The organism is Kordiimonas marina (assembly GCF_023006325.1).
Lineage (GTDB): Bacteria > Pseudomonadota > Alphaproteobacteria > Sphingomonadales > Kordiimonadaceae > Kordiimonas > Kordiimonas marina.
Window position 1 is genome coordinate 224,426 of sequence record NZ_JAINDF010000004.1, and the last position, 23,542, is coordinate 247,967.

The following is a 23,542-nucleotide window of genomic DNA, read 5'->3' on the forward strand; positions in this document are numbered from 1 at the left end:
AAAACACGCCTCTTTCACCAAATAAATTTAAAATTTTAGCCGTCCCTGTACAAGCAGAGGAACCTCTGGCAGATAAGACGTCATGTAGTCGAATCACACGTGCCAAGAGGAGCGAATAAGCATGGTTGGAGGCGTATCTTCCAGTGTTGTTATTCCTTTCAAGGCGTCAGCGCCGACGTCGAAGATCAACCAGGGTTTCAAAGGAGCCAAACTGGACCTTGAAAACCTTCCCAAAAGCAAGGTGAAGCTCGATTCTCAGTTCACCGGCCACGGCCAGGGCCTGAAGATCGACATCAAAGTTTAAGCTTCGTCAAGGGAGCTTGAAAGCGGTGCCCCTGATCGCCTGGGGGTGCCGCTTTTTATTGGGCCATTTATTGGATTGCGTCGGGCCGTTTAGGGCTGACAGTTTAGGTTTGGCCGTTTTGTGCCTGAAGGCTAATGCCGTGCCGCATCAACTTCTGAACAGCGCCCTCCAGCGCGGACAGGAAAGTCGAGCGGTCCCGCTTCGTGAAAGAAGCATTGAAGCCCCGGTCCTCACCCATGTCCCTGAGCTGGGATTTGAGCTCCCGCATCGCCAGCGCCATGCCGATATTGTCGAGCGTGAACAGCCGCCCAGTGGCACCGATAACAACCGCGCCTTTGTCCAGGCAGCGGGACGCCAGCGGAATATCGCCGGTGACGCAGATATCGCCCGCGCCCATATGCTCGACAATCCAGTCATCGGCAGCATCGAAGCCGTCCGAGACCACCACCTTGTTGATATTTTCGCCGACCTCAAGCCGAAGCCATTGGTTGCTGACGAGATGGACCGTCAGGTCATGCCGGTAGGCGACCTTCAGAACCTCCTCCTTCACCGGGCAGGCATCAGCATCGACGTAAATTTCAAGCATCAGTATCTCTACTGCCTCACTAGGGTAGTAAACCGCCTTTAACGGGCGTTACAGCGGCCAAATAGCATGTTTTCACAAGGCAAAACAATGCTATGAAAGGCATAAGCACTGTTTTGGAGGGGTTAATGGTTAGTTTTCAGTATTTCCACCATCTGTCAATTATAGCCGCGATCGGCCTTGGTCTTGTGTCTGCATTGCCTGCAAGTGCACAAACCGCGCCCGACTCCATCCAGCAGGCGGAAAATTTCGCAACCCAGCAAGCTGCCCCCCAACAGGACGACCAAGAACGCTCCCTCAAGGCGCTTGCGCTTATCCTCGGCCGCGCGCAAACGGTCCGCATCCTTGCCGCCCAGCACCTGGCCTACCTCAGCAGCAAGCGCGCAACGCCAGAAGTGCATCAGATGGAAGATGCCGCCCAGGTCATGGCCTATAGCCTGATCTGCGCGGACCCTGAGATGGACACCAAAACCCTCAATGACATTGCCAACCAAAGCACGCTCAAGATCGCGCTTCTGTTGGACCAATCCCCCGCCGGCCAGAAGATCAAGGCCGATTCCGCCGGCCGGCCGGAGGCAGAACGCCTCGCGCTCATCAGCGATGTCGCGTCCACCACGCTCATGTTCAAGATCGGCCGCCGCCGCGGGCTTTTTGATTCCCTCAAGACCGATTTCGGTACCAAGCGCTTCTGCGCGGGGCTGGGGGGCGACATGCGCAAACGCTATGAAAGCCTGGCCGCGGACCTCGGTAAACACTTTCACTAGCTCAAGCCTGCAGATAAAGGGGCTAAGCTCAAATTCTGTTTATGAAATCATGAGAGAATTCTAGTGTTTAAAATTGATGAACGTGGATACTTCAAAGACATTTGGCATGTCACGAAAAGTGGCCATACCCTCTTTCCGAAAATAGTCCAATGCACAGAACCTACTAATACAGTCCCTGTTCTCCCAAGTGAGCCCATTAGAGGTTTTGCCATTAGCATCAACGGAAAGACGCAATTTCATGCGAACTTAGAGAGATTTCTCAAACTTCTATACCAAGCCACTACAGAGCAACCAGCAGAAGCCATCCGCTGCTATGCCTATGACACCAGCAGCTACAAAAACGGCTTATTCCACGAAGGCGTCAAATTAACAACATTGGTAAAAACAACAGAGAATATGACTTCTAATCTTAGGGACTTTTTATTCGGTAACTTTCAAACTGACCCCTACATCCTTGAATCAGAAATATCGAAAAAATATAAAAGCACCGAGTATGTTTGCGAAAACCCTGATCCAGAAGAAGTCACCGTAACGATCAGGCGTTTCAAACGCTCCCCATCTGTTGCTGCGAAGATCGAAGAATTAGCTCAAGGAAAATGTGAACTTTGTGAAATGCCCGCTCCCTTTGATCGTAAGGATGGAAGACCATTTCTTGAAGTGCACCATATAAAAACGCTCGCTAAAAATGGCCCAGATACAACAGACAATACCGTCGCCTTATGCCCTAACTGCCATAAAGCCTGTCACCACTCTCCCGAAACTGAAACACATATTGAAGCCTTATATGCTAAGATATCGCGATTAAAACGCTACTAATCGCAACCCATATTCAAAGAAATTCGGCATATTTTTCTCAGGTAATCCACACCAAAATGACACAAAAGCAATGGCAATTCTGGATCGACCGAGGCGGCACTTTCACCGACGTTGTCGCCCGCCATCCGGACGGAGCCTTAAGCGCGCATAAATATCTGTCCGAAAATCCGGGCCGGTATCAGGACGCCGCCGTGTTCGCCATGCGGGAAATCATGGACGTGCCAGAGGGGACGCCCTTCCCGGCAGGCCAAGTATCCGCCATCAAGATGGGCACCACGGTTGCCACCAATGCGCTTCTCGAACGCGCGGGCGAACCGACGCTTTTGATGATCACTCAGGGCTTCAAGGATGCGCTTTATATCGGCCAGCAACACCGGGCCGACCTGTTCGCGCTGCAGCCCGCGAGACCCGAACCGCTCTATGCCGAGGTCGCCGAAGTCACCGAACGCATGGACGCCCAGGGTGCCGTGGTCACGCCGCTTGATGAAGCCGGGTGCCGGACAAGCCTTCAGGATGCTTATGACAAGGGCTTCCGCAGTGTCGCTATCGCGCTCGTCCATGGCTACCGGGCACCGGATCATGAAAAGCGCGTGGCGGAAATCGCCCGCGACATCGGCTTCACCCAAATTTCCGCGAGCCATGCGGTCAGCCCCTTGATGAAACTTGTCCCGCGCGGCGACACCACGGTGGCCGACGCCTACCTGTCGCCCATCCTGCGCCGCTATGTTGAACAGGTGCGCGGGGCCGTGGGCGACACCCCGCTTTATTTCATGCAGTCGAACGGTGGCCTTGCCGCCGCCCACGCGTTTGAGGGCAAGGATGCCGTGCTTTCAGGCCCGGCGGGCGGCATCGTTGGCGCCGCCAAAACAGGCGAGCGCGCGGGCAGCGACCATCTGATCGGCTTCGACATGGGCGGCACGTCAACCGACGTCAGCCACTATGCCGGCGCTTACGAGCGCGTCTCAGACACGGTCGTCGCCGGGGTGCGTATGACCGTGCCGATGATGGATATCCATACCGTGGCCGCGGGCGGTGGCTCCATCTGCCGGTTCGAGGACGGCCGCTTCCGGGTCGGGCCCCAATCGGCAGGCGCCTATCCCGGCCCGGCCGCATACGGTCGTGGCGGCCCGATCACCGTGACCGACTGTAACGTCATGCTCGGCAAACTGAGCCCGGCCCTGTTCCCGGCGGTGTTCGGCGAAAGCGGCAAGGAACGGCTCAATAAAGCCGCGACCGAAGCCGGCTTCCGTGAGATCGCGGATGAGATAGAAGCCGTGACGGGGGAACGGCGGAGCCTTGAGGCCATCGCCGAAGGCTTCCTTTTGGTTGCCGTGGAGCATATGGCTCGGGCGATCAAACGCGTCTCGGTCGAACGTGGGCATGACATCAAGAAATACAGCCTGCTGACTTTCGGGGGTGCCGGTGGCCAGCACGCCTGCCTCGTGGCCGACGCACTGGGCATCGAACGAGTAATCGTACCGCCCTTCTCCGGCGTATTGTCCGCGCTCGGCATGGGTCTTGCCGACCAGCGCACGCTGGCGGACCAGGCCGTCGAAGCCCCGCTTGACGATGCCGCAGCCCTCAAGACCGCAGCTGAGGCCGTGAGCACGTTGGCGCAGACCTCGCTTGCCGAACAGGGTATCGCGGCCGGTGAGCAAGTGCTGACACTGACCGTCCGCGCCAAATATCAGGGCACCGACACCACGCTCAGCATCCCATATGGCCCGCTTGCGGACATGACTGCCGCGTTCGAAGCCGCGCACAAGCAGCAGTTCGGCTTCACCGACCCCGGCCATACCATCATCGCCGAAGCCATGGAGGCGGAAGCCGCAGGCGGCGGGTCGGCAGAAGCCCTGACACTGGTGGCTACAGGGGATGAAACCGCGCCAACCGAGACCATCAGCACCTATATGGCAGGGGAACGCCGCGACATGCCGGTTTATGACCGCGCGCGCCTCAAGCCCGGCCACACGATCCAAGGCCCGGCGCTTATCCTGGAAAACGGCGGCACCACGGTGCTGGAACCGGGCTGGAGCGCCGAGCAGATGGCGAACGACACCCTGATCCTCAGCCGCACCGAGGCGCGGGCACGGCAAGCCGTCGAAACCGGCAAACCGGATCCGATCATGCTGGAGATTTTCAACAATCTCTTCATGTCGGTGGCCGAGGAAATGGGCGCTGTGCTGGCGAAAACAGCCCATTCCGTGAATGTGAAAGAACGGCTGGATTTCTCCTGCGCCGTGTTCGACACCGAAGGCAACCTGATCGCCAACGCGCCACACATGCCCGTGCACCTGGGCAGCATGGGCGAAAGTGTGAGCGCAATCATCAGGGCCCGCGAAGACGCCATGCAGGCGGGTGACGTGTTCATGCTGAATGACCCCTATGCGGGCGGCACCCACTTGCCGGACATCACCGTCATCAGCCCGGTATTCCTCCCTGGCAAAACCACGCCGGACTTTTACGTTGCCTCGCGCGGGCACCATGCGGACATTGGCGGCATCAGCCCCGGTTCCATGCCGCCCGCTTCCAAAACCATCGAGGAAGAAGGCATCCGCTTCACCGATTTCCATCTGGTCAAGGATGGGCGTTTCCAGGAAGCGGAAGTCCGGGCGGCGCTTGCAGAAGGCCCCTACCCGGCCCGCAACCCGGATCAGAATATCGCCGACCTCAAGGCACAGGTGGCCGCCAACGAACGCGGCATCCAGCAGGTCACGCGGCTTGTCACTGACTTTGGCGCGGACGTTGTCGCCGCCTATATGGGCCACGTGCAGGACAATGCCGAAGAAGCCGTGCGCCGCGTGATCGACCGCCTACATAACGGCGAATGCCGCTACGCCATGGATTGCGGTGCCGAGGTTGCGGTCAAACTGGCGGTAAACCGGCAGGACCGCACGGTCACGGTGGACTTCACCGGCACGAGCGGTATCCAGCCCAATAACTTCAACGCGCCGCTTGCGGTCACGAAAGCCGCGATCCTCTATGTCTTCCGCGTGCTGACGGGCGAGGATATCCCCCTGAACGCAGGCTGCCTGAAACCGGTGAAGCTGGTCATGCCCGAAGGCTGTATGCTGAACCCCGTCCCGCCCGCCGCCGTCGTCGCCGGGAATGTGGAGACAAGCCAGGTGGTGACGAACGCCCTGTTCCTCGCTGCCCGCGCCATGGCCGGGTCGCAAGGCACGATGAACAACCTCACGTTCGGCAACGATGCTTACCAATATTACGAAACCATCGCGGGCGGCACCGGCGCCGGGCCGGGCTTTGATGGTGTTTCAGCCATTCAGTCGCACATGACCAACAGCCGCCTGACCGACGCTGAAGTACTGGAATGGCGCTACCCCGTACGGGTAGAAGAATTCAGCATCCGCGCAGAAAGCGGCGGAGACGGCAAATGGCACGGCGGTAATGGTGCCCGCCGGGTGATCCGTTTCCTTGAGGATATGGATGTCGCCATCCTGTCAGGCCACCGGAAGACCGGCGCCCCCGGGCTCGATGGCGGGATGCCGGGTGCTGCTGGCCGCACGCTTGTCATCCGCGCTGACGGCACGGCAGAAACCATGGCGGCCTCGGACCGCAAGGCGGTAAAACCCGGTGACTGTATCGTCATCGAAACGCCGGGTGGCGGTGGTTACGGCCACACATAAATCGGCCCCCAACTTCCCTGCTCGGCACGCCAAAAGGCTCAGCCTTCACCTAAGCGCTAGTTTACTATACTATAGCGGGCGGAGAAGGGGAGGACTGAACCATGCGCTTTGTTCTCACAGCAGTAATTGTGCTTCTTTTTACACCGGCTTCACAGGCGAAAGAACAACGGCCACAGGATGGTATGTGGCGTGTTTCTTCCTGCACCAATCCCAACCTGTCTTTTGAAGCCAAGAAAAGCACGGAACCCGGCAGCGTAACCGCTGTGTTCGACATCACACCGAACGGACGCGTCACCAACATCCGCATCCAACACCCGGAAGCCAGCCATGGCATGGCTAACTTCGTGAAGGCTGCGCTCAGGCGCTGGCGCTATTTCGCCTATTTAGCCGACGGCAAGGAAGCGGGGCGCACCGACGTGACCCTGACCTTTACCTACGGCATGGACGGCAAAGAAAGCTGCACCTACACGCGCGTGCCAAGCCTGACGTCAACGGCTGCCCCCGGCAAGCACTGACGGCGGTTAAAGCCTGCCAGCAAACGGACTGGCGGAATTTGTCATCTATTTCTGCATCCCCCGGAAGGTTTTCACACGGCTTCCTGGCCATTTGACTCTGCCCATTCCTGCCTTATAGTCATTTTCTGGACTAATGAGTTCAGTATAATCCGTAACTGTCCAGGGGGAGGGACCTATGACAGCAACAGCGGACCACGGTACGCCTGCGCGCGCGGCACGTCTGGAAGACATTCCCGGCGAACGCGGCATGCCGATCTTCGGTCATACCTTTAGAATGCTCAAAGACCCGGTCGCCCTGGGCGACTATATGCGGTCAACCTATGGCCCGGTTTACCGTGCCCGCACGCTGTTTGCGGAAACGGTCAACCTGTGCGGGCCGGACGCCAATGAATTTGTCCTGATGGACAAAGGCAAGAATTTCTCCTCAGAACAGGGCTGGGCGCCGTGGATCGGCAAGCTGTTCCCGCGCGGGCTGATGCTGCTGGATTTCGATGAGCATAAGGCCCACCGCCATATCATGGCCGCCGCTTTCAAGACCGGCCCGATGCAGGGCTATCTGGAGCGTCTGAACGACGCCATGCCCGAACGCATCAAGGCCTGGGGCGACAAGAAGCATTTCGCCTTCTACACGGCGATCAAGCAGCTGTCGCTCGACATGGCCACGACCGTGTTCCTTGGCCTGGAGCCCGGACCGGACAGCCTGAAGGTCAATAAGGCGCTTACCGACATGGTCGCTGCCAGCATCGGCGTCGTGCGCGTGCCGATCCCCGGCACTATCATGGCGCGCGGCATCAAGGGCCGCCGCTTCATGGTGGAGTTCCTCGGCAAGCTGATCCCCGAACGGCGGACCAAGCCGGGTACCGACATTTTCACCCAGCTCTGCCAAGCCCAGGATGACGAAGGCAACCAGTTCACTGACCAGGAAATCATCGATCATATGATCTTCCTATGGATGGCCGCCCACGACACCATCACAAGCTCGGTCACCACACTGGTTTACGAACTCGGCCGTCATACCGAGTGGCAGGACAAACTCCGCGCGGAAATCAAGGGCCTCGGCCTCAATGATGACCGCCTGCCTTATGACAAGATGAAGGATCTCGTCCTCACCGACTATGCCTTCAAGGAAGCCCTCAGGCTCAACCCGCCGGTTCCGGGCACGCCCCGCCGTGCGGTCCGTGACGTCGACTTTGCCGGCCACCGCATCCCCAAGGGCACGGTTGTCGGCATCAGCGCCGTTGCTTCCCACCGCGACAAGGACGTATGGGATGACCCGGACACGTTCGACCCCATGCGCTTCTCGCCCGAAGGCGGGGTCAAGGAACGGCACCGTTTCGCCTGGATACCGTTCGGTGGCGGCGCGCACATGTGCCTCGGCCTCCATTTCGCCTACATGCAGGCTAAGGTGATCATGACCCACCTGCTGCCGCATTATGAAATCGTGCTGCCGGAAGGCTACAGCACGCGCTTCCAGATCATGCCGCTCATCAAACCTGTTGACGGCCTGCCCGTGACCTTAAGAAAGATCGACTGACATGCCCGAGACAAAGTTCGATTATATCATCGTAGGGGCCGGGTCCGCCGGCTGTGCCATGGCTGCCCGCCTGACCGAGGACCCCAACAACAAGGTGCTGCTTCTGGAAGCCGGCCAAAAGGATGGTGCGCTCCAGATCAACATGCCCGGCCTTATCGGCAAGGTGGTCGCCCCCAACAAATTTAACTGGAACTATTGGACCGAGCCGCAGAAGAACCTGAACGGCCGCAAGCTGTTCTGGCCGCGCGGCAAGGTGCTGGGCGGCTCATCCGCCATCAACGGCCTTCTCTATGTGCGCGGCAACGCCCGCGACTATGACGAATGGGCCCAGCTTGGCTGCACCGGATGGACCTTCGATGACGTGCTGCCCTACTTCAAGAAATCCGAAGGCAGCGACCGCAAGCCCGACGATTTCCATAGCGACAAGGGCCCGCTGAAAACCAGCCAGCACACGTCCCAGAACCCGCTGAACACCGCGTTCCTGAACGCCGCATCGGAAATGGGCCTCCCGTACACCGATGACTTCAACGGCCCGAACCAGGAAGGCGTCGGCTGGTACGACCAGACCATCCGCGGTGGCCGCCGCCAGAGCACAGGCCGCACCTACTTGGCCGAAGCAGTGGGCAGGGAAAACCTGACGGTCCTTACCGAAGCGCAAGCCCGCCGTGTCGTCCTGAAGGGCAAGCGCGTGACCGGCGTGGAAATCAGCCGCAAAGGCAAGGTGGAAACCTGGCACGCGGGGCGTGAGGTCATCCTGTGCGGCGGCGCCATCAACAGCCCGCAACTGCTGCAGCTTTCCGGCATCGGCGACCCGGACATGATCCAAAAGGTCGGCCTGCCCGTGGTGCATGAGCTTCAGGGCGTCGGCAAGAACATGCAGGACCACCTGGACCTTACCGTTTACGCCCACCTCAAGGACCCGATCTCGCTCATGCGCTATCAGGCACCGCACCGCGGCATCGCCGAGATGATCAAATGGTTCCTGCACAAGCCGGGGATGCTGTCGGATTGCGTGACACCCGTCGGCGCCTTCCTCAAGACCGACCCGGCCTTGGAACGCCCGGATGTGCAGTTCCACATCATGCTCGGCATGGCCGACCAGCCGCACGGGTTCGCGGACCCGCACGAGCATGGCTTCGGTATCCATGTCTGCCAGCTCCGGCCGCACAGCCGCGGTACCATCGGCCTTTCGAGTGCCGACCCGCTGGCGCCCGCCGCCATCGACCCCAACTATCTGGATGCGGCTGAAGACCTGCGCGTGATGCGTGAAGGCGTGAAGCTGGTGCGCCGCATGATGTCCCAGCCTGCCATCAAGGACCTCACCACGCATGAAAAAGCCCCCTGGCACGGTGTGGATATTGACGACGACAGCGCGACCGAGACCATCATCCGCGACAAGGCGGAGACCATCTATCACCCTGTCGGCACCTGTGCGATGGGCCCGCGCGACCATAAGGCGAGTGTGGTGGACCCAACCCTCAAAGTCATCGGGCTCGAAGGCCTGCGCGTGGTCGACGCCTCGGTGATGCCGCGCCTGATTGGCGGCAACACCAACGCCCCCACCATCATGATCGCTGAGAAATGCGCCGACATGATTAAAGCCGAAGCCCGTGAAGCCGCTATGGCTTGACGGGCGTCAAGGCGCTAAGGTGTGGTGAGCGCTAGGAAATAGCGAAACCACGAGAGAAAGAGAGGTCTTGTCATGTCGAAACAACTTTATATGGTCGCCGTCGACGGAAGCGAATGGGGAAACCGCGCCGTGGACCGCGCAGTTACGTTGGCCAAACAAACCGGCGCGACAGTCCGGATGATCACCGTTATCCCGTGGTCCGGCTACCAGCCGCTGTCGGTTGAGGAAATGTACAACCGTCCGCTTGAAAAAGCTGAAGAGGAGCACGCTGCCCACGACGAAGTGCTCGCCCCTCTCCTGAAGCTGTACCAAGGCAGCGGCGTAGACGTCTCCGCCGAATATTTCTGGGGTCACCCGGTCAAGACGATCCAAGCCCGGGTGAAAGAAGAACATGCCAACATGCTGTTCATTGGTCGGCGCGGTCGCTCTCGCGTCGCTGACCTGGTTCTTGGGAGCGTGGCCAATTCTCTGGCTCACTCCGTCGGCGTGCCGGTTGTCCTGGTACCATAAAGCTATCGCTACGTAAGCTATGCCGGTGGGCGTGGATGACGTTGGTCATCGCGTCGAGAAGCGCCCCCGGCTCTACCGGCTTTGACTGATAGCCGTCCATCCCTGCATCCAGAAACTTCTCCCGGTCGCCTTCAAGCGCATGCGCCGTGAGCGCCAGGATTGGCGTGCGGCCCTTCGTGCCCGTGAGCGACCGGATCAATGACGTTGCTTCCAAGCCGTCCATCACCGGCATGGTGATATCCATCAGGATGATATCGAAAGTTTCATGCACCTGAACCGAGGTCACCGCCTCCTGCCCGTTGCCAACCATGGTCACCTTATGACCCTGGTGTTCCAGCGTTTTCCGGAACAGAACCTGGTTGACCGGGTTATCTTCCGCAACCAGTACGCGCCACGGGCCATTGTCGTCTGCGCGGACCTCGATTTCGTCAGACTCGGCCTGCTCAGGCGCGGCTTTCTCCACCACATCTATCGGGATGCGAACCATGAAGGTTGACCCCTGCCCGAGCGTGCTGCGGACACTGATCTCACCCCCGAACAGGTCGATCAGCTCCTTGCAGAGATAAAGCCCCAGCCCCATGCGGTTATAAAGCCGCGCGCCGCCGCGGACATCCATCGAAAGCTTCTCGAACAAGCCGCCGATGCGTTCCTTCGGAATACCGACCCCGGTATCGGAGACCGAGATATTGAGGAATGTGTCGCCCCCGGTTTCGGCCGTATGAGCCTCAAGGGTCACACGGCCCTTGTCGGTGAACTTGAAGGCATTCCCCAGAAGATTGACCAGGATCTGGCGCAGCTTCTGCGCGTCGGTCCTGACGTGGCGCGGCAGGTCGGAGGAAAGCTCCATCACGGCCTTGACACCCTTGTGGGAGCCTGCGGTCGCGAACAGGTCCATCACCTCCTGCATCAGCGACGGCAGGTCGGCCGGGCGCGTCTCTAGCTGGACCAGGCCGGCTTCAAGGTTCGACAGGTCGGCCATTTCATTGATGAAATTCAGGAGCGCCTGGCCCGACTTGGCAATCAGGTCGACATATTTGCGCTGATCCGTCGACAATTGCGTGGCGGCAAGAAGTTCGGTCACGCCGAGAACACCATTGACAGGCGTCCTGATCTGGTGGCTGACAGTGGCCAAGAATTGCAGCCGTGCCTGCTGCGTTTCGCCCACCTGCCCCGTTACATCAGCAACAGAAGCACTCTCTGCACCGCGCGCGGGCGCCACAGCCCCGGACCGGCTTTTGAACTGGATCAGGCACAAAGGGTCCGCCATCATTTCACTGACAGGCTTCAGAGAGTGCAGATGAGGCTTGGAGCGCAGCGGCTGGACCATCACCTCGACCGGCCCAATCGGCATTACATCCTGCGTATCCCGCGGGGAAAGCGTGGAGGACATCCCTTTCTGGAGCGCTTTCTCGATATATTCGAGAAGGCCGCGATCATGAAAGGCGGGCAATAAATCTGGCAGGCTGCGGCAATAGGCGACCTCGGCTTCAACGCCGGTCACCTGGGTCATCCATTTGTTCCACAGGCGAACATCCAGGTCGGGGCCAACTACAACAAATCCCATATTGGCATTGTTGACGATCTCTTGCAGCACACGCATCTCCTTACAAGCAAGCGTAATCCAACTTTGTCCACCCCTCCCCAAAAGCGGTGAACAAGTGTTTTTTCAGCCCCTTGTCTGGTGATCGGATAGCATTCTGATCCGCCTACCAAGCAAGCCCAACCGACATCGGCACATACCGAAAGTCCTGGTCGGTGACCGTCTCCTCAACCCCATCGGCTTTCTTTCTGAAGCCACAAAAACGATCTATGCTTTTGATGGCCCCAAACAACCATCGGTGTAGTCAGTATATGGATTTATTGCCTTCGCCGCAATTGCAGAAAAAACAAAATCAAATAAAAACAGTCATGTATACCAAATTGTGGTTAATAAATATTTACCAAATTCCGAACATGTTCCATTTTGATACACTATTAATTGGCATTATCCTGTTCACACAGGCCTTTCTTACCCGCGCCCCTGAATGCACCCTATAGGGGATTAAATCAGCGACCATAAAGTGCGGGGTATCCCATTGGAACGCGCGGAATATCCGGGTCACCGCATAGGAACATGCCGCTTGATCCTGCCTGCACGCACCGTATGATCGGCCGCATCATATCCATCCCCTGAAAGGAGAATAGCCGATGCGGCCCGGAATACTGATTGCCCTAGGCGCAGGCAACGGCCTTTTAGCGACCATTCTGTCCGCGGTCGGCGCACATGCCCTTCCCTCCCGATTGGGGGAGCACGCTATTCAGCTGTTTAAACAGGGGAGCGAATTCCATCTTTTCCATGCCCTGGCGCTTCTCCTGACAGGTGTCATCGCCATGCTGGCACAAACACCAGCAAGCCAACGCTGGGCCAGCCGGGCGGGGCTCGCTTTTCAGGCTGGTATCCTGTGTTTTTCCGGCAGTCTCTATTGGCTTGCGGCGCTTGGGCCCGGCAGCCTGGGGCCGTTGCACTGGCTTCCCCCGCTTGGCGGAACGCTTTTGATGGCAGGCTGGGCCATGCTGGCGGCTGCGGGCCTCAAGGCCCGGGAAACATAGGCGAGCCTTATTTCGCCGGCAGGCGCACGACCACAGCCAAGCCGCCAAGCGAGGCCGCATCCATATAAGCGCTGCCGCCATACATCTCGACAATATCGCGCACGATGGCGAGGCCTAGCCCCGTGCCCGGCACCCGTTCATCAAGGCGGCGGCCACGTTCGAACAACACCTCACGCTGGTCTTCCGGCACCCCCGGCCCATCATCCTCAACACGAATTTCCAGGAACTGGCGCCGTGGACTGTCTTCCAGCTTGCGGGCACTGATGGTCACATGGGAGACGGCCCATTTTCCGGCGTTATCGACCACATTGCCGAGGATTTCGTCAAAATCCTCCCGTTCACCATCGAACATCAGGCCGTCGGGACATTCAAGCTCGATCGAGAGCCCCTTGTCCTGGTTGAGCCGACTAATGGCGCGGGCCAGCTTCTCCAGCCGTTCCTTGACGGCAAGCCCCGGCCCAGAGCCACCCCCGGCGATCCGGGCGCGTTTCAGGTGATGGTCGATATGTTCGCGGATTTCCCGCGTCTGCCGGCTGATGGTGGTGGCGCTTTTCTCCGGCAGGTTTTCAGCCTCATTCATGATGACGCTGAGCGGCGTTTTAAGCGCGTGCGCCAGGTTGCCCACATGGGTGCGGGCCCGTGCCACCAGCTTTTCATTCTGGTCGATGAGGGCATTGATCTCCTGGGCGAGCGGGCGCAGGTCCTCGGGCCAGGCGCCATCAAGGCGGCTGTCCTTCCCGGCCCGCACCCCGGCAAGCTTGCGCCCCAAGGACCGAAGCGGCCGGAGGCCATAAGCCACCTGGATCACCAGCGCCAGCGACACCGTCACCATAATGAGCGCCAAAGCCCCCAGAAGCAGCCAGTTGAAGCGGGCGATCGCCGCCCGGACCTCCGCCGTGTCGGTCGCGACCTGATAGCGGAAGATACGGTCTGCTTCCGGCAGGATGATATCCCGTTCGGCCACGCGGAGGCGTTGACCGTCCGGCCCTTCAACCTCGGAATATTTCAGCGAGAATATCCGCTTGGACATGTCCGGCGTCAGCTCGAAATCCCACAGCGAGCGGGAGCGGAACGGTTGCTGCCCCGCTTCGGAAATCTGCCAGTACCAGCCCGAATAGGGCGTGGCAAAGCGCTGGTCGAACAGCGGCCTGTTGAAACGGAGCACACCTTCAGGCGAAATCTCGCTGATGCCGACCATCGTATCCAAAAGCATTTCCAGCTTCTGGTCGACGTCGGAGAGCACATAATCCCGGAACGCATAGGAAAGCGACAGCCCGCCGACGGCAAGCGCCGCCGCCGACCAAAAGAAGGCCGACAGCAGAAGCCGTCCGGTCAGCGTCCGGAAAAACTGCGAGATGCGTGCCCTCACGCCTCCTCCTCTTGCCATTCCAACCGGTAGCCAAGCCCGCGCACCGTGCTGATGATCGGCACATCGAGCTTTTTGCGGATGCGGTTGACGAACACCTCAATGGTGTTTGAATCGCGGTCGAAATCCTGGTCGTAGATATGTTCTGTCAGCTCCGTGCGGGAGACCACCTTGCCCTCATGGTGCATGAGGTAAGACAGCAGCTTGAATTCCTGCGCCGTCAGCTTGACCGGGTGACCGTCAACGCTGACCCGGCCGTTGCGGGTATCGAGCATCACGGGACCGCAGCTGATCTGCGGGCTCGATTGCCCGGCCGAACGGCGGATGAGCGCGCGCAGGCGCGCCAGCAGCTCCTCCATGATGAAAGGCTTGGTCAGATAATCGTCCGCCCCGGCGTCCAGGCCTTCGACCTTGTCGGTCCAGCCGTCCCGCGCTGTCAGGATCAGTACCGGCATGTCGCGGCCATCCGTGCGCCATTTCCTCAGGATACTAGTGCCGTCCATGATCGGCAGGCCGAGGTCCAGAATCACGGCATCATAGGGTTCGGTATCGCCCAGAAAATGCCCATCCTCGCCATTGTCGGCGAGGTCGACCGCATAGCCGGCATCCGCCAGGCTTTGACGCATCTGTTCCGACAATGTCGCATCATCTTCCACGATCAGGACCCGCATGATCCACCTCTCCTCTTGTTGTCGTTTGCCGTCATGGTTGTCGTCATTTTGTTATTAGCCAAGCACGCTACCGGACACTGATGATGGCCCCGGTGGCGGCATTCACGATCGCCACCAGCACCTTACCGTCCTTACGCCTAACCCGCAGGTCATACTGCCAGCCCTGATTGGTGCGGCGTAGCTTCTGCCCCACGATTTTACCGTCCAGCCGGTCCTCAACCATACGCCGAATACGCCAATAAGGCAGGATATCGCCATGACGGGTGGCATCGAGCGCTTCGTCATGTTCGTCTTCCTGGCCATGGTATTTCTTGGGCGGCGCGAAGGCGAATGCTGCTGTTCCCCCGGCCTCAAGGATCGAGATGGCAAAACAAAACAGCAGAATCCAAATTATCCGTTTCATAAGGTATACTCGTAGGGGTTCTGCGCTGAACGGGTCATGAACCAGCTTTGACTCTGATCAAAGATCGACATTTATCAAGAGGTTATTTTCAGTCACCAACAACACCGATGCCGGGGAGCACACCATGAAATCCATCCTTCTGCCCTTGACCAGCCATGTCGCCCATGAGGCCGTGACGCGGGTCGCAAGCAACCTCGCCCAACAATTCCGGGCGACCTTGACCGGGCTGTTTGTCCGGCCGGACCCGCGCTCTGCGATCCCCTTCATGGGTGAAGGCCTGACGGCAGAGATGATCCAGACCCTGTGTGACAATGCTGAGCGCGAAGGCCGCCTCCATGCCGAAGCCGCTGAGAAAGCCTTCACCGAGGCCATGGGCGCGTGCGGCATCAAAATCGGCAAGCCCGGCGAGAAAGCCGATGGTGCCAAAGCGGTCTGGCGCGTGATCACCGGTGACATCGGCGACATTGTCGGCCGCAGCGCCCGCACCGCGGATTTGGCCGTGTGCCTGCAGCCGGACAGCAACGTGCCCGATACCGAAGATGTGTTCCACGACCTTCTGTTCCGCTCCGGCCGGTCCGTTCTGATGGTGCCGAAGGATTATGAAGGCCCGGTGGACCGCCATGTGATGGTCGCCTGGAACGGCCGGGCCGAAGGCGCCCGGGCGGTCGGCAGCGCCCTGCCCCTGATGCAGAACGCCGAAAAGGTCACCGTCGTCCAACTCGGTGATATCGATGAAGAACGGCCGGGTATCGATGATATCTGCAGCTATCTGGCCGACCACGGCATCAACGCCCACGCCGACAAACGCGAAAGCAGCGGCGTGCCTGTCGGCGAGCAGCTCGCCAGCATCGCGGAGGACATCAACGCCGACCTCATGGTCATCGGCGCTTATTCGCACTCGCGCTGGCGCGAAATGATTTTGGGCGGCGTTACCCGCTGGCTGGTCAGCAACTTTACCCGGCCGATTTTCATGAGCCACTAACGGAAGACTTGATCCTCCGCTATGATCAGGCACTATGGTACGCGACAGTCTTCATGACCGGAGCACCATGGTGCCTTGCCATATTCTTCATGTTTTTCCGTCCTTTGAAATTGGCGGGTCCCAGCGGCGGTTCGCGGCACTTGCCGCTGACGGCAAGGATTTCCGGCACACGGTCTATGCCATGGACGGCTGCTATGATGCCCTGTCGCTGATCCGCGCGGGTGCGGTCGAGCAGCTTGATGCCGAGGCTATTCCCAAAGGCAGCCTTTGGCAGGCCGCGCGGACCTGCCGCCGTATCCTGAGGGCGGTCAAACCCGACCTTCTTGTCACCTATAATTGGGGCAGCATCGAATGGGCGCTGGCCAACCGGTTCGCGCCCCTCAGCCCGATGATGCATATCCAGGACGGTTTCGGCACGGATGAGCAGGCCGAGGAACGGCTGAGCCGCAAGCTGATGCGTGGCTTCGCCTACCGTGCGGCCGGCGCCGTGGTTGTGCCGTCCCACACGCTGGAAAAGATTGCGCGCGAAAACTGGCACATCCGGCCGGACCGCCTGCACTATATCCCGAACGGGATCGATATCGCCCGCTTTGACCGCCCGGCGGACGGCGCGCTTCTGGCCGAGCATGGGTTAAAGCCTGAAGACAAGATCATCGGCACTGTCGCAGCGCTTCGGCCCGAAAAGAATATCGGCCGCCTCATCGAGGCCTTCAGCCATATCGCGCCTGATTATCCTGACTATAAGCTGGTAATCATTGGCGACGGGGTCGGCCGGTCGGCGCTAAAGATGCTTGCCGAACGCATTGGCCTCAAATCCCGCGTGATCTTCACCGGGACGCTCAAGAAACCCGAACTTATCCTGCCTGCTTTCGATATCATGGCGCTCTCCTCGGATACCGAGCAGATGCCGCTTTCGGTGATCGAAGCCATGGCGGCTGGCCTGCCCGTCGCCAGCACCGACGTCGGGGATATCAAGCAGATGGTGGCCGAAGAGAACGCCGTTTATGTGGAAGGCCGCGAGGCGGCGGAGCTAGCCGCCAACCTCAGGGACCTGATCGAGCTTCGGGATGCCCGCACCCTGGTCGGCCAGGCCAACAAAAAGAAAGCTGTGGCGAACTTCGGCATCAAGACCATGGCCGCAGCTTATGACCAGCTGTTCGACCTTCTCGCCTGCCACCCTCAGGACTGAAGCGGCAGCGCCCTGTAGCCCGGCACGATTTCCTCAATCACATCCCGCACGGCCTGAAGCGCCGGGGTTTCCAGGCAGCGTTCCAGAAGCGCCAGTACCCGCGGCACGTGGACAAGGTAGATATCCTTGCCGTCCCGGCGGCTGAGGCGCACGAAGATACCGGCCACCTTGGCGTGACGCTGGGCCCCGAGAAGCGCCATGTCGGCTTCAAACGCGGCACGGTCCTTTGCAGCCATACCCTCAAAATAATGCTCGAGCACCGCCGCGCGGATGTCCGACGCGATGTCCCGGCGGGCATCCTCAACAAGCGAGACCAGGTCATAGGCGGGCGACCCGATTAGCGCATCCTGATAATCCAGAAGGCCACAGGCGCCTATATCAGTGAGCGCGCCCTCCCCCACCACCATCAGGTTATCGACATGATAATCCCGGAGGACGAGTGCGGAGCGGTTCGCCGCCACTGTGGCCAGGGCAGATGCCCACGCCGCATGGTAAGCTTCCCTCTCGGCGTCCGTGACGTCCGTCCCACGCACGGCAGGCACGAACCAATCGATAAACAGGTCCACTTCGCGCATAAGTGCGGCCATATCATAGGGCGGCAGGTCTATCGCCGTGGCACCCTCGTGCGCATGGAGGACGCGGAGCACATCGGTCGCGAGCAGATAGAGCGCGCGCTCATCCGCCCCCGCCTTCAACAGGCGGGTGAAGGTGGCATCGCCGAAATCCTCAATGAGGGCAAGCCCGGCGGCCGTGTCGCTTGCGTCCACCTTGGGCACCCTGAGGCCGAGCCCGCGGAGATGTTCGGTTATCTGAAGGTACGCGGGCAGGTTTTCCTGCGCGGGTGGTGCCGTCATCAGCATCCGGCTTTCATCGCCGCGGGTGAGCCGGGCGTAGGTGCGGAAAGAGGCGTCCGGGGTCAGGGGGGCAACATCGGCACCCGACCAGCCGTGCGCGGCCAGAAACGCCTGTTTGTCCATGATGTGGTCAGTCTCGCCCATACAGCCCTTCCGCTCCCGCATATGCCTTTGTCCTCCCGTCTTATAGGACGGGGATATTCCGGTGCAAACAGGAAGATGAAAAGGCTGTTATTCCGCAGCCTGCGGTGCGGCGATGCGGCCCCACAGCACTTCTTCCCCCGGCGCAGGGTGGCGCGGCACATTGAGGGACAGCAACAGCGATACGCCCGCCATCAGCGCGCCCGCGATGAAGACATAAGCGGGCGACGCCACCCACAGATAGGTCCCGAACACCGCCGGGATCACAACCGCCGCCATATGGTTGATGGAGAAGCTGACGCTGGAGGTGGAGGCGATATCCTTGGGGTGGGCGATCTTCTGCAGGTAGCTTTTCTGCGCGATCGCGAAGGAGAAAAACAGGTGGTCGATGACATAGACCACCCCGGCCGCGTGGGAGCTTTCCACCATGGCATAGGCGCTGAACACCAGGATAAGGCCGACATATTCGAAAATAAGCGCCCGGCGTTCCCCGAAGCGGATCACCAGATGGCCGAGCTTGGGCGCCAGGAAGCTGGTGACCAGATGGTTGATCAGGTAAAGCCCGCTGACCTCCGCCGCGCTGAAGCCGAATTTGGTCACGAGCAGGAAGCCTGCGAACACGATGAAAATCTGCCGCCGCGCCCCGCCCATGAAGGTCAGCGCATAGTAGAGCCAGTAGCGCTTGCGGAAGACCATATGCTTGTGCTGCGCCTCCGCACCGTCGATCCGCGGGAAGACCGCCCAGACATAGAGCGCCACGATAACCGTAACCCCGCCGCCAAGCGCATAAAGCCACTCATAGCCCAGGTTGAAGAAATTCAGGATCAGCCACAACAGGCCGTACGCGCCGATGGACGCGATCGATTTGGCGCTGATCTGCTTGCCAAGCGCTTTAGGCGCCACATCCTGCGGCAGCCACTGCAGGCTTAGGGACATCTGCATGGTTTCATAATAATGGAAGCCGATCGACATCAACACACCGGTGGCATAAATGCCCAGCACACTGGGGAAAGCCCCGGTGATGGCCACACCGACCCCGAGGGTCAGGAGCGACAGGATCGCGAAGGTCTGTTCCCGGATGAGCAGAAGCACGAACACCGCAGTGAAGGACAGGAACCCAGGCACCTCACGGAGGCTTTGCAGGATGCCGATCTCCTTACCGGTAAAGGAGGCGGCTTCAACCGCGAAGTTGTTGATGAGCGCCATCCAGATGGAAAAGCTGAACGGTGCGGCCCCGGCCATCAGCACCAGACACATTTCCGGTGTAGCCCATTTAGGGTGTGTCCGTTCCGCCAGTTTCATAAGCCTCTCCTGCCCTGCGGCATTTGTTCGGTGGCTGACATTAGCGATTTTATAAAGTCATTTCTATAATATTTATTTGCACGCTTTTGTGAGCCAGGAGACCGTCACGGAGCAAAAAAGGCGGGCCTTCTTGCGGACCCGCCTTCCCCCTTAGATCGGCCCTTTGGATCAGGCCGCTGCGGCCGATGCCGTAATCATCGCATCCGAAACAGCCTGATAGGCCGCGCCCCATAAGCTTTTCAATTCCGGGGTGAAAGCAGTACCCAGAATTTCTTCGAACGTGGCAATCAACACGCTGCCGACCACGGCATAATGGGCATGTTCAACCCCATAACCATTATGACGCCTGGCAAGGGCGGAAAGATAATCTGTCAGCTCCCGCGGGGACTTGAGGGATGCGACGATCATCCCAAGCGATGCCACCAGCTTGGCGCCCTGCGCCTTAAGGTCCGACTTGAAGAGCGGCCGAACCGCCGGTTCGGTCTCAAACAGGCGGGCGTAGAAGCTGGCGGCGAAGTCTTCTTTCCGCGCAAGCACAAGGGTGAAAGATTTGGTCAGTTTTTCGATGTCTGTAGGTGTCATAGTATCCTCGCTGTCGTAAAAAGCGGCCTTATTTTATTTTGTGCCGCCGGTTAGGGTTTCAGTACGCTTTACTCAAACTTGGGGGCACGCTTCTGCATGAAGGCGGTGATGGCTTCCGCCACTTCGGATGAGACCAACTGCTCGCCGAAATATTTGCCTTCCTCATGCATCCGGGTTTTGACGACATCCTTGTCGCCGCGCATCAGCATCTTGGTAAGCTTGAGCGCTTTCGGCGCCTTGGCCGCCAGCATTGCCGCCGCCTTCATCGCCGCGGGCATCAGCGCGTCAGCCGGATAAACGGCAGAGACAAGCCCCATGGTGAGCGCTTCATCCGCCGGTACGCGCTTGCCCAGCATGAAAATCTCTGCCGCGCGGGCATGGCCCACACGGGCCGGCAGCAGCAGGGATGACGCCGCTTCCGGCACCAGCGCGAGGTCGACGAACGGCGCACTCAACAGTGCCGTCTCGGACGCATACACGATATCCGCATGGAGGAGCATGGTCAGCCCCACGCCGACCGCGAGCCCGTTCACCGCCGCGACAATCGGCTTTTCCGCCGAGACGAGCGCATCCAGAAACCGCCTGACCGGCGTGTCGGTGCCAATCGGCGGCGTATCGCGGAAGTCGGCCAGGTCATTGCCCGACGTAAATGCGTCCCCCGCCCCGGTGATCAGGATAGCCCGGACACCGTCATCCTCAGCCGCATCCCGGATGGCATCACCCGCCTTGGCATACATGGCGTGGGTGAGCGCATTTTTCTTGTCCGGCCGATTGAAGGTAATGGTCAGCACGCGGTTGTTGATCTCGGTAATCACTTGGTCGGTCATGGGCTATCCTCTCTTTTGGTTGGCAGGCTGTTCGCCCGTATCATCATGAAGCGCCTCGGCATCGAAGGCGTCGGCACGGCGGATCACATCCTCGAGGAACGTCCCGATCCGCGCACGGTCCTCCGCCGAATACCCGGCGAGCAATTGCGCATTGGTTTCCTTGATCAAGGGGCCTGTGGCCTCCACAAGCGCCGCCCCTTCGGCCGTCAGGTGCAGGCCATAAGCCCGTTTGTCGGTTTCGCTGGGCCGCCGTTCGACCAGCCCCTTAGCTTCCATCCGGTCGACAAGACCGGACATGGACGCGCCCTTAAGGCCAAGCGCCTGCGCGGCAGCCCCCTGGGCGGCACCGTCGTTCCGGCTTAGGTACAGAAGCAGGCCATGCTGCCCGGCCGTCACGCCGAAGCGCGCCGTCAAGACCCGGTCTGCCGCGCGGAAAACCGCCCGGTGGCTCATGTGCAGCAGATGGAAAATCTTGGGGTCAGCCATGGCATTTCATTCGTATACGATCTAACTGGATTATGTTCGTATACGAATGAAATGCCGAATGCAAGCCTTTTCAGCCCCCATGCAGGAAGACTTGCGACACTGTGCCCTGCCGCTTATATAGGGTGGATCAGAAAAGGAGCGCCCTGCCCATGAACAAAGCACGCTGAACCCGCCACCCCCGCCGCTTGCCGGCCGGTCGTGGCGATGACTTTTGCCATATCCGTTTTATGAGGTTCTGCGATGCCTGTTTCTTCCATGGGCGCCACGCTTGGCGCACCCGATCCCAATGTTCGTTATCCGCTTGCGCACACCGACCGCGTGGTGTTCCTGAAATCCGTCCTCAAAGGCCCGCATGTCGAGGCCGGGGACTATAGCTATTATGATGACCCGGACCGGCCTGACCTGTTTCAGGAGCGCAATGTCCTCTATCATTATGAAGCCTCAGGTGACCGGCTAGCGATCGGCCGCTTTTGCGCTTTCGCCACAGGAACGACCTTCATCATGAACGGCGCCAACCACCGGATGGACGGCCCTTCCACCTTCCCTTTCCCGATCATGGGTGGTGCGTGGGCTGAGCATATGGACTTGTTGATGGACCTGCCCGGCCGCGGCGACACCGTGGTGGGGCATGATGTCTGGCTTGGGTTCCGGACGCTGGTGATGCCCGGCGTCACCATCGGGCACGGCGCAATCGTCGCGGCGGGGTCGGTGGTGACCGAAGACATCCCACCCTATGCCATCGTGGGAGGAAACCCGGCCAAAGTGATCCGTATGCGCTATGACGAGGAGACAATACGCCGCCTGCTCGCGCTTGCCTGGTGGGATTGGCCGATCGAGAAAATCACCGCCAACATCTCCGCCCTAATGGCAGGGAACGTGGACATGCTCACACGCACGGCCACAACACCGCAAAAAGGTTTTATGGCCCGGCCATAGCCAGCCTGCGATCCGACATTCACGCTATGCCCGTCAATGTCGGATTTGCAGACCCGTTCGTTTATTTGCCCCCGAGCTTGGCAACATGGAGCGCGAGCTTATCCAGCGTCTGCCCGCCATATTCGACAGCACCAAAGCCCATCTTCTCATCCCGGCGCCCCTTGGACGGATGCATTTGACGGAGGGTGAGGACGGTTTTGCCGTTGCTTTGTTCATCAAAGGTAACAAGCATCCTGAATTTTCCCGGGTCGTTGTCCTGATCCGCACCATGTTCGACTTCAATACGTGCCGGGGCCTCCATAGAAAGAAAAACCATTCGGTTACTGTAGCGCGTGCCATCGGGTGCGATCATATCAAACCGCCAGGCCCCGCCCGGGGTTAGCTCGATCTTTTTGGTTTCGATCACAAAGCCTTCCGGCCCAAACCACTTTCCTATTTGTTCCGGGTCCGCCCAGGCGGCATAAACCATGCTCCGTGGCGCATCGATGACGCGGCTCAAGACAATTTCACGGTCTATCGGCCAGTCTCGCCAGGCCGAATCAGGTTTCTTTGATGGGTTGCTCATAGTCTTTATCCTCGCGCTTCATGCTTTCAATGTGGGCTTCCATGCGATCGAGGCGTTGCTCCCAGGCCGAAATATGCTGCTGTATCCACGCTTCGGTCGCATGAAGGGCGTGCGGTTCAATCTTGCAGGTTCGAACGCGTCCAATTTTCTCAGAACTGATGAGCCCGCTCTGCTCAAGAACCCGCACATGCTTGAGCAGCGATGGCAGAGCTATTTCGAATGGCTCAGAAAGTTCGCTCACGGATTTCGGTCCATCACACAGACGACTGACGATCGCCCGCCTTGTCGGATCCGCGAGCGCGGAAAATGCTCTATCCAAATCTGTTATATACTTAGCCATGACGGAAAC

Annotated in this window: 24 protein-coding genes; 12 read left to right on the top strand and 12 right to left on the bottom strand. The window is 59.6% G+C overall.

The window, feature by feature from the left end:
* The first annotated feature begins 121 nt into the window (after positions 1-121).
* On the top strand, positions 122-304 hold the full coding sequence (locus K6118_RS10425; RefSeq protein WP_247120288.1) for a hypothetical protein: 183 nt from the start codon (positions 122-124) through the stop codon (positions 302-304).
* A gap of 103 nt (positions 305-407) precedes the next feature.
* Here the strand turns inward: K6118_RS10425 and K6118_RS10430 are convergent, their stop codons facing one another.
* Positions 408-890, bottom strand: a complete 483-nt coding sequence (locus K6118_RS10430) for a YaiI/YqxD family protein (protein WP_247120289.1) — start codon at positions 888-890, stop codon at positions 408-410.
* A 125-nt stretch (positions 891-1,015) separates the two neighbouring features.
* On the opposite strand from K6118_RS10430, the gene K6118_RS10435 reads away from it, so the two are divergent.
* The 7 genes from K6118_RS10435 to K6118_RS10465 all read left to right on the top strand — a co-directional run bounded on the left by K6118_RS10435 (position 1,016) and on the right by K6118_RS10465 (position 10,300).
* Positions 1,016-1,651 (top strand): hypothetical protein, encoded by a 636-nt coding sequence (locus tag K6118_RS10435; RefSeq protein WP_247120290.1) that lies wholly within the window; start codon positions 1,016-1,018, stop codon positions 1,649-1,651.
* Positions 1,652-1,714: 63 nt separating this feature from the next.
* A complete protein-coding gene (locus tag K6118_RS17540) occupies positions 1,715-2,467 on the top strand; it encodes an HNH endonuclease (protein ID WP_247120291.1) in 753 nt (250 codons plus the stop codon).
* A 56-nt stretch (positions 2,468-2,523) separates the two neighbouring features.
* Positions 2,524-6,111, top strand: a complete 3,588-nt coding sequence (locus K6118_RS10445) for a hydantoinase B/oxoprolinase family protein (RefSeq protein ID WP_247120292.1) — start codon at positions 2,524-2,526, stop codon at positions 6,109-6,111.
* Between the two features lie 182 nt (positions 6,112-6,293).
* Positions 6,294-6,626, top strand: a complete 333-nt coding sequence (locus K6118_RS10450; protein ID WP_247120293.1) for an energy transducer TonB — start codon at positions 6,294-6,296, stop codon at positions 6,624-6,626.
* Between the two features lie 175 nt (positions 6,627-6,801).
* Positions 6,802-8,160, top strand: a complete 1,359-nt coding sequence (locus tag K6118_RS10455; RefSeq protein ID WP_247120294.1) for a cytochrome P450 — start codon at positions 6,802-6,804, stop codon at positions 8,158-8,160.
* Between the two features lies 1 nt (position 8,161).
* A complete protein-coding gene (locus K6118_RS10460; protein WP_247120295.1) occupies positions 8,162-9,790 on the top strand; it encodes a GMC family oxidoreductase in 1,629 nt (542 codons plus the stop codon).
* Between the two features lie 72 nt (positions 9,791-9,862).
* Positions 9,863-10,300, top strand: a complete 438-nt coding sequence (locus tag K6118_RS10465) for a universal stress protein (protein WP_247120296.1) — start codon at positions 9,863-9,865, stop codon at positions 10,298-10,300.
* On the opposite strand, the gene K6118_RS10470 is transcribed toward K6118_RS10465, so the two are convergent.
* Positions 10,197-11,894, bottom strand: a complete 1,698-nt coding sequence (locus tag K6118_RS10470; RefSeq protein ID WP_247120297.1) for a response regulator — start codon at positions 11,892-11,894, stop codon at positions 10,197-10,199. The genes K6118_RS10465 and K6118_RS10470 overlap by 104 nt on opposite strands.
* 593 nt (positions 11,895-12,487) lie before the next feature.
* On the opposite strand from K6118_RS10470, the gene K6118_RS10475 reads away from it, so the two are divergent.
* Positions 12,488-12,889 carry a DUF423 domain-containing protein gene (locus K6118_RS10475; RefSeq protein ID WP_247120298.1) on the top strand — a complete coding sequence of 134 codons (402 nt, stop codon included), beginning with the start codon at positions 12,488-12,490 and terminating at the stop codon, positions 12,887-12,889.
* A 7-nt stretch (positions 12,890-12,896) separates the two neighbouring features.
* Here K6118_RS10475 and K6118_RS17545 read toward each other — a convergent pair whose 3' ends face one another.
* The 3 genes from K6118_RS17545 to K6118_RS10490 form a co-directional block, all read right to left on the bottom strand.
* The gene (locus K6118_RS17545; RefSeq protein ID WP_247120299.1) at positions 12,897-14,258 is read right to left on the bottom strand and encodes an ATP-binding protein; all 1,362 of its coding nucleotides are present in this window, start codon (positions 14,256-14,258) and stop codon (positions 12,897-12,899) included.
* Positions 14,255-14,926: a response regulator transcription factor gene (locus K6118_RS10485; protein ID WP_247120300.1), complete on the bottom strand. Its 672-nt coding sequence runs from the start codon at positions 14,924-14,926 to the stop codon at positions 14,255-14,257. Before K6118_RS10485 ends, K6118_RS17545 begins: the two co-directional genes overlap by 4 nt.
* Before the next feature lie 67 nt (positions 14,927-14,993).
* A complete protein-coding gene (locus K6118_RS10490; protein ID WP_247120301.1) occupies positions 14,994-15,329 on the bottom strand; it encodes a PepSY domain-containing protein in 336 nt (111 codons plus the stop codon).
* Between the two features lie 124 nt (positions 15,330-15,453).
* Here K6118_RS10490 and K6118_RS10495 point away from each other — a divergent pair, with 124 nt between their 5' ends.
* Both K6118_RS10495 and K6118_RS10500 read left to right on the top strand, forming a co-directional pair.
* On the top strand, positions 15,454-16,311 hold the full coding sequence (locus tag K6118_RS10495; RefSeq protein WP_247120302.1) for a universal stress protein: 858 nt from the start codon (positions 15,454-15,456) through the stop codon (positions 16,309-16,311).
* Positions 16,312-16,345: 34 nt separating this feature from the next.
* Positions 16,346-17,500, top strand: a complete 1,155-nt coding sequence (locus tag K6118_RS10500) for a glycosyltransferase family 4 protein (protein WP_247120303.1) — start codon at positions 16,346-16,348, stop codon at positions 17,498-17,500.
* On the opposite strand, the gene K6118_RS10505 is transcribed toward K6118_RS10500, so the two are convergent.
* The 5 genes from K6118_RS10505 to K6118_RS10525 all read right to left on the bottom strand — a co-directional run bounded on the left by K6118_RS10505 (position 17,491) and on the right by K6118_RS10525 (position 21,692).
* Positions 17,491-18,519: an aminoglycoside phosphotransferase family protein gene (locus K6118_RS10505; RefSeq protein WP_247120304.1), complete on the bottom strand. Its 1,029-nt coding sequence runs from the start codon at positions 18,517-18,519 to the stop codon at positions 17,491-17,493. The two genes, K6118_RS10500 and K6118_RS10505, sit on opposite strands and share 10 nt — an antisense overlap.
* A 66-nt stretch (positions 18,520-18,585) precedes the next feature.
* Complete coding sequence (locus K6118_RS10510) at positions 18,586-19,797, bottom strand: MFS transporter (RefSeq protein WP_247120305.1); 1,212 nt, start codon at positions 19,795-19,797, stop codon at positions 18,586-18,588.
* Positions 19,798-19,965: 168 nt separating this feature from the next.
* On the bottom strand, positions 19,966-20,379 hold the full coding sequence (locus K6118_RS10515; RefSeq protein ID WP_247120306.1) for a globin domain-containing protein: 414 nt from the start codon (positions 20,377-20,379) through the stop codon (positions 19,966-19,968).
* A 68-nt stretch (positions 20,380-20,447) separates the two neighbouring features.
* Complete coding sequence (locus K6118_RS10520) at positions 20,448-21,206, bottom strand: enoyl-CoA hydratase (RefSeq protein ID WP_247120307.1); 759 nt, start codon at positions 21,204-21,206, stop codon at positions 20,448-20,450.
* A 3-nt stretch (positions 21,207-21,209) separates the two neighbouring features.
* A complete protein-coding gene (locus K6118_RS10525; protein WP_247120308.1) occupies positions 21,210-21,692 on the bottom strand; it encodes a MarR family winged helix-turn-helix transcriptional regulator in 483 nt (160 codons plus the stop codon).
* A gap of 255 nt (positions 21,693-21,947) precedes the next feature.
* Between K6118_RS10525 and K6118_RS10530 the strand changes: the two genes are divergently transcribed.
* The gene (locus K6118_RS10530) at positions 21,948-22,628 is read left to right on the top strand and encodes a CatB-related O-acetyltransferase (protein ID WP_425531547.1); all 681 of its coding nucleotides are present in this window, start codon (positions 21,948-21,950) and stop codon (positions 22,626-22,628) included.
* Between the two features lie 61 nt (positions 22,629-22,689).
* On the opposite strand, the gene K6118_RS10535 is transcribed toward K6118_RS10530, so the two are convergent.
* Both K6118_RS10535 and K6118_RS10540 read right to left on the bottom strand, forming a co-directional pair.
* Positions 22,690-23,193 carry an SRPBCC family protein gene (locus K6118_RS10535; protein ID WP_247120310.1) on the bottom strand — a complete coding sequence of 168 codons (504 nt, stop codon included), beginning with the start codon at positions 23,191-23,193 and terminating at the stop codon, positions 22,690-22,692.
* Entirely contained in the window at positions 23,168-23,533 is a 366-nt protein-coding gene (locus tag K6118_RS10540; RefSeq protein WP_247120311.1) for an ArsR/SmtB family transcription factor, read from the bottom strand. Before K6118_RS10540 ends, K6118_RS10535 begins: the two co-directional genes overlap by 26 nt.
* Positions 23,534-23,542: the final 9 nt, after the last annotated feature.

Coding starts and splice junctions, on each gene's coding strand:
- K6118_RS10425 (WP_247120288.1), top strand. CDS start 122: ATGGTTGGAGGCGTATCTTCCAGTGTTGTTATTCCTTTCAAGGCGTCA.
- K6118_RS10430 (WP_247120289.1), bottom strand. CDS start 890: ATGCTTGAAATTTACGTCGATGCTGATGCCTGCCCGGTGAAGGAGGAG.
- K6118_RS10435 (WP_247120290.1), top strand. CDS start 1,016: ATGGTTAGTTTTCAGTATTTCCACCATCTGTCAATTATAGCCGCGATC.
- K6118_RS10445 (WP_247120292.1), top strand. CDS start 2,524: ATGACACAAAAGCAATGGCAATTCTGGATCGACCGAGGCGGCACTTTC.
- K6118_RS10450 (WP_247120293.1), top strand. CDS start 6,294: ATGTGGCGTGTTTCTTCCTGCACCAATCCCAACCTGTCTTTTGAAGCC.
- K6118_RS10455 (WP_247120294.1), top strand. CDS start 6,802: ATGACAGCAACAGCGGACCACGGTACGCCTGCGCGCGCGGCACGTCTG.
- K6118_RS10460 (WP_247120295.1), top strand. CDS start 8,162: ATGCCCGAGACAAAGTTCGATTATATCATCGTAGGGGCCGGGTCCGCC.
- K6118_RS10465 (WP_247120296.1), top strand. CDS start 9,863: ATGTCGAAACAACTTTATATGGTCGCCGTCGACGGAAGCGAATGGGGA.
- K6118_RS10475 (WP_247120298.1), top strand. CDS start 12,488: ATGCGGCCCGGAATACTGATTGCCCTAGGCGCAGGCAACGGCCTTTTA.
- K6118_RS10485 (WP_247120300.1), bottom strand. CDS start 14,926: ATGCGGGTCCTGATCGTGGAAGATGATGCGACATTGTCGGAACAGATG.
- K6118_RS10490 (WP_247120301.1), bottom strand. CDS start 15,329: ATGAAACGGATAATTTGGATTCTGCTGTTTTGTTTTGCCATCTCGATC.
- K6118_RS10495 (WP_247120302.1), top strand. CDS start 15,454: ATGAAATCCATCCTTCTGCCCTTGACCAGCCATGTCGCCCATGAGGCC.
- K6118_RS10500 (WP_247120303.1), top strand. CDS start 16,346: ATGGTACGCGACAGTCTTCATGACCGGAGCACCATGGTGCCTTGCCAT.
- K6118_RS10505 (WP_247120304.1), bottom strand. CDS start 18,519: ATGCGGGAGCGGAAGGGCTGTATGGGCGAGACTGACCACATCATGGAC.
- K6118_RS10510 (WP_247120305.1), bottom strand. CDS start 19,797: ATGAAACTGGCGGAACGGACACACCCTAAATGGGCTACACCGGAAATG.
- K6118_RS10515 (WP_247120306.1), bottom strand. CDS start 20,379: ATGACACCTACAGACATCGAAAAACTGACCAAATCTTTCACCCTTGTG.
- K6118_RS10520 (WP_247120307.1), bottom strand. CDS start 21,206: ATGACCGACCAAGTGATTACCGAGATCAACAACCGCGTGCTGACCATT.
- K6118_RS10525 (WP_247120308.1), bottom strand. CDS start 21,692: ATGGCTGACCCCAAGATTTTCCATCTGCTGCACATGAGCCACCGGGCG.
- K6118_RS10530 (WP_425531547.1), top strand. CDS start 21,948: ATGGGCGCCACGCTTGGCGCACCCGATCCCAATGTTCGTTATCCGCTT.
- K6118_RS10535 (WP_247120310.1), bottom strand. CDS start 23,193: ATGAGCAACCCATCAAAGAAACCTGATTCGGCCTGGCGAGACTGGCCG.
- K6118_RS10540 (WP_247120311.1), bottom strand. CDS start 23,533: ATGGCTAAGTATATAACAGATTTGGATAGAGCATTTTCCGCGCTCGCG.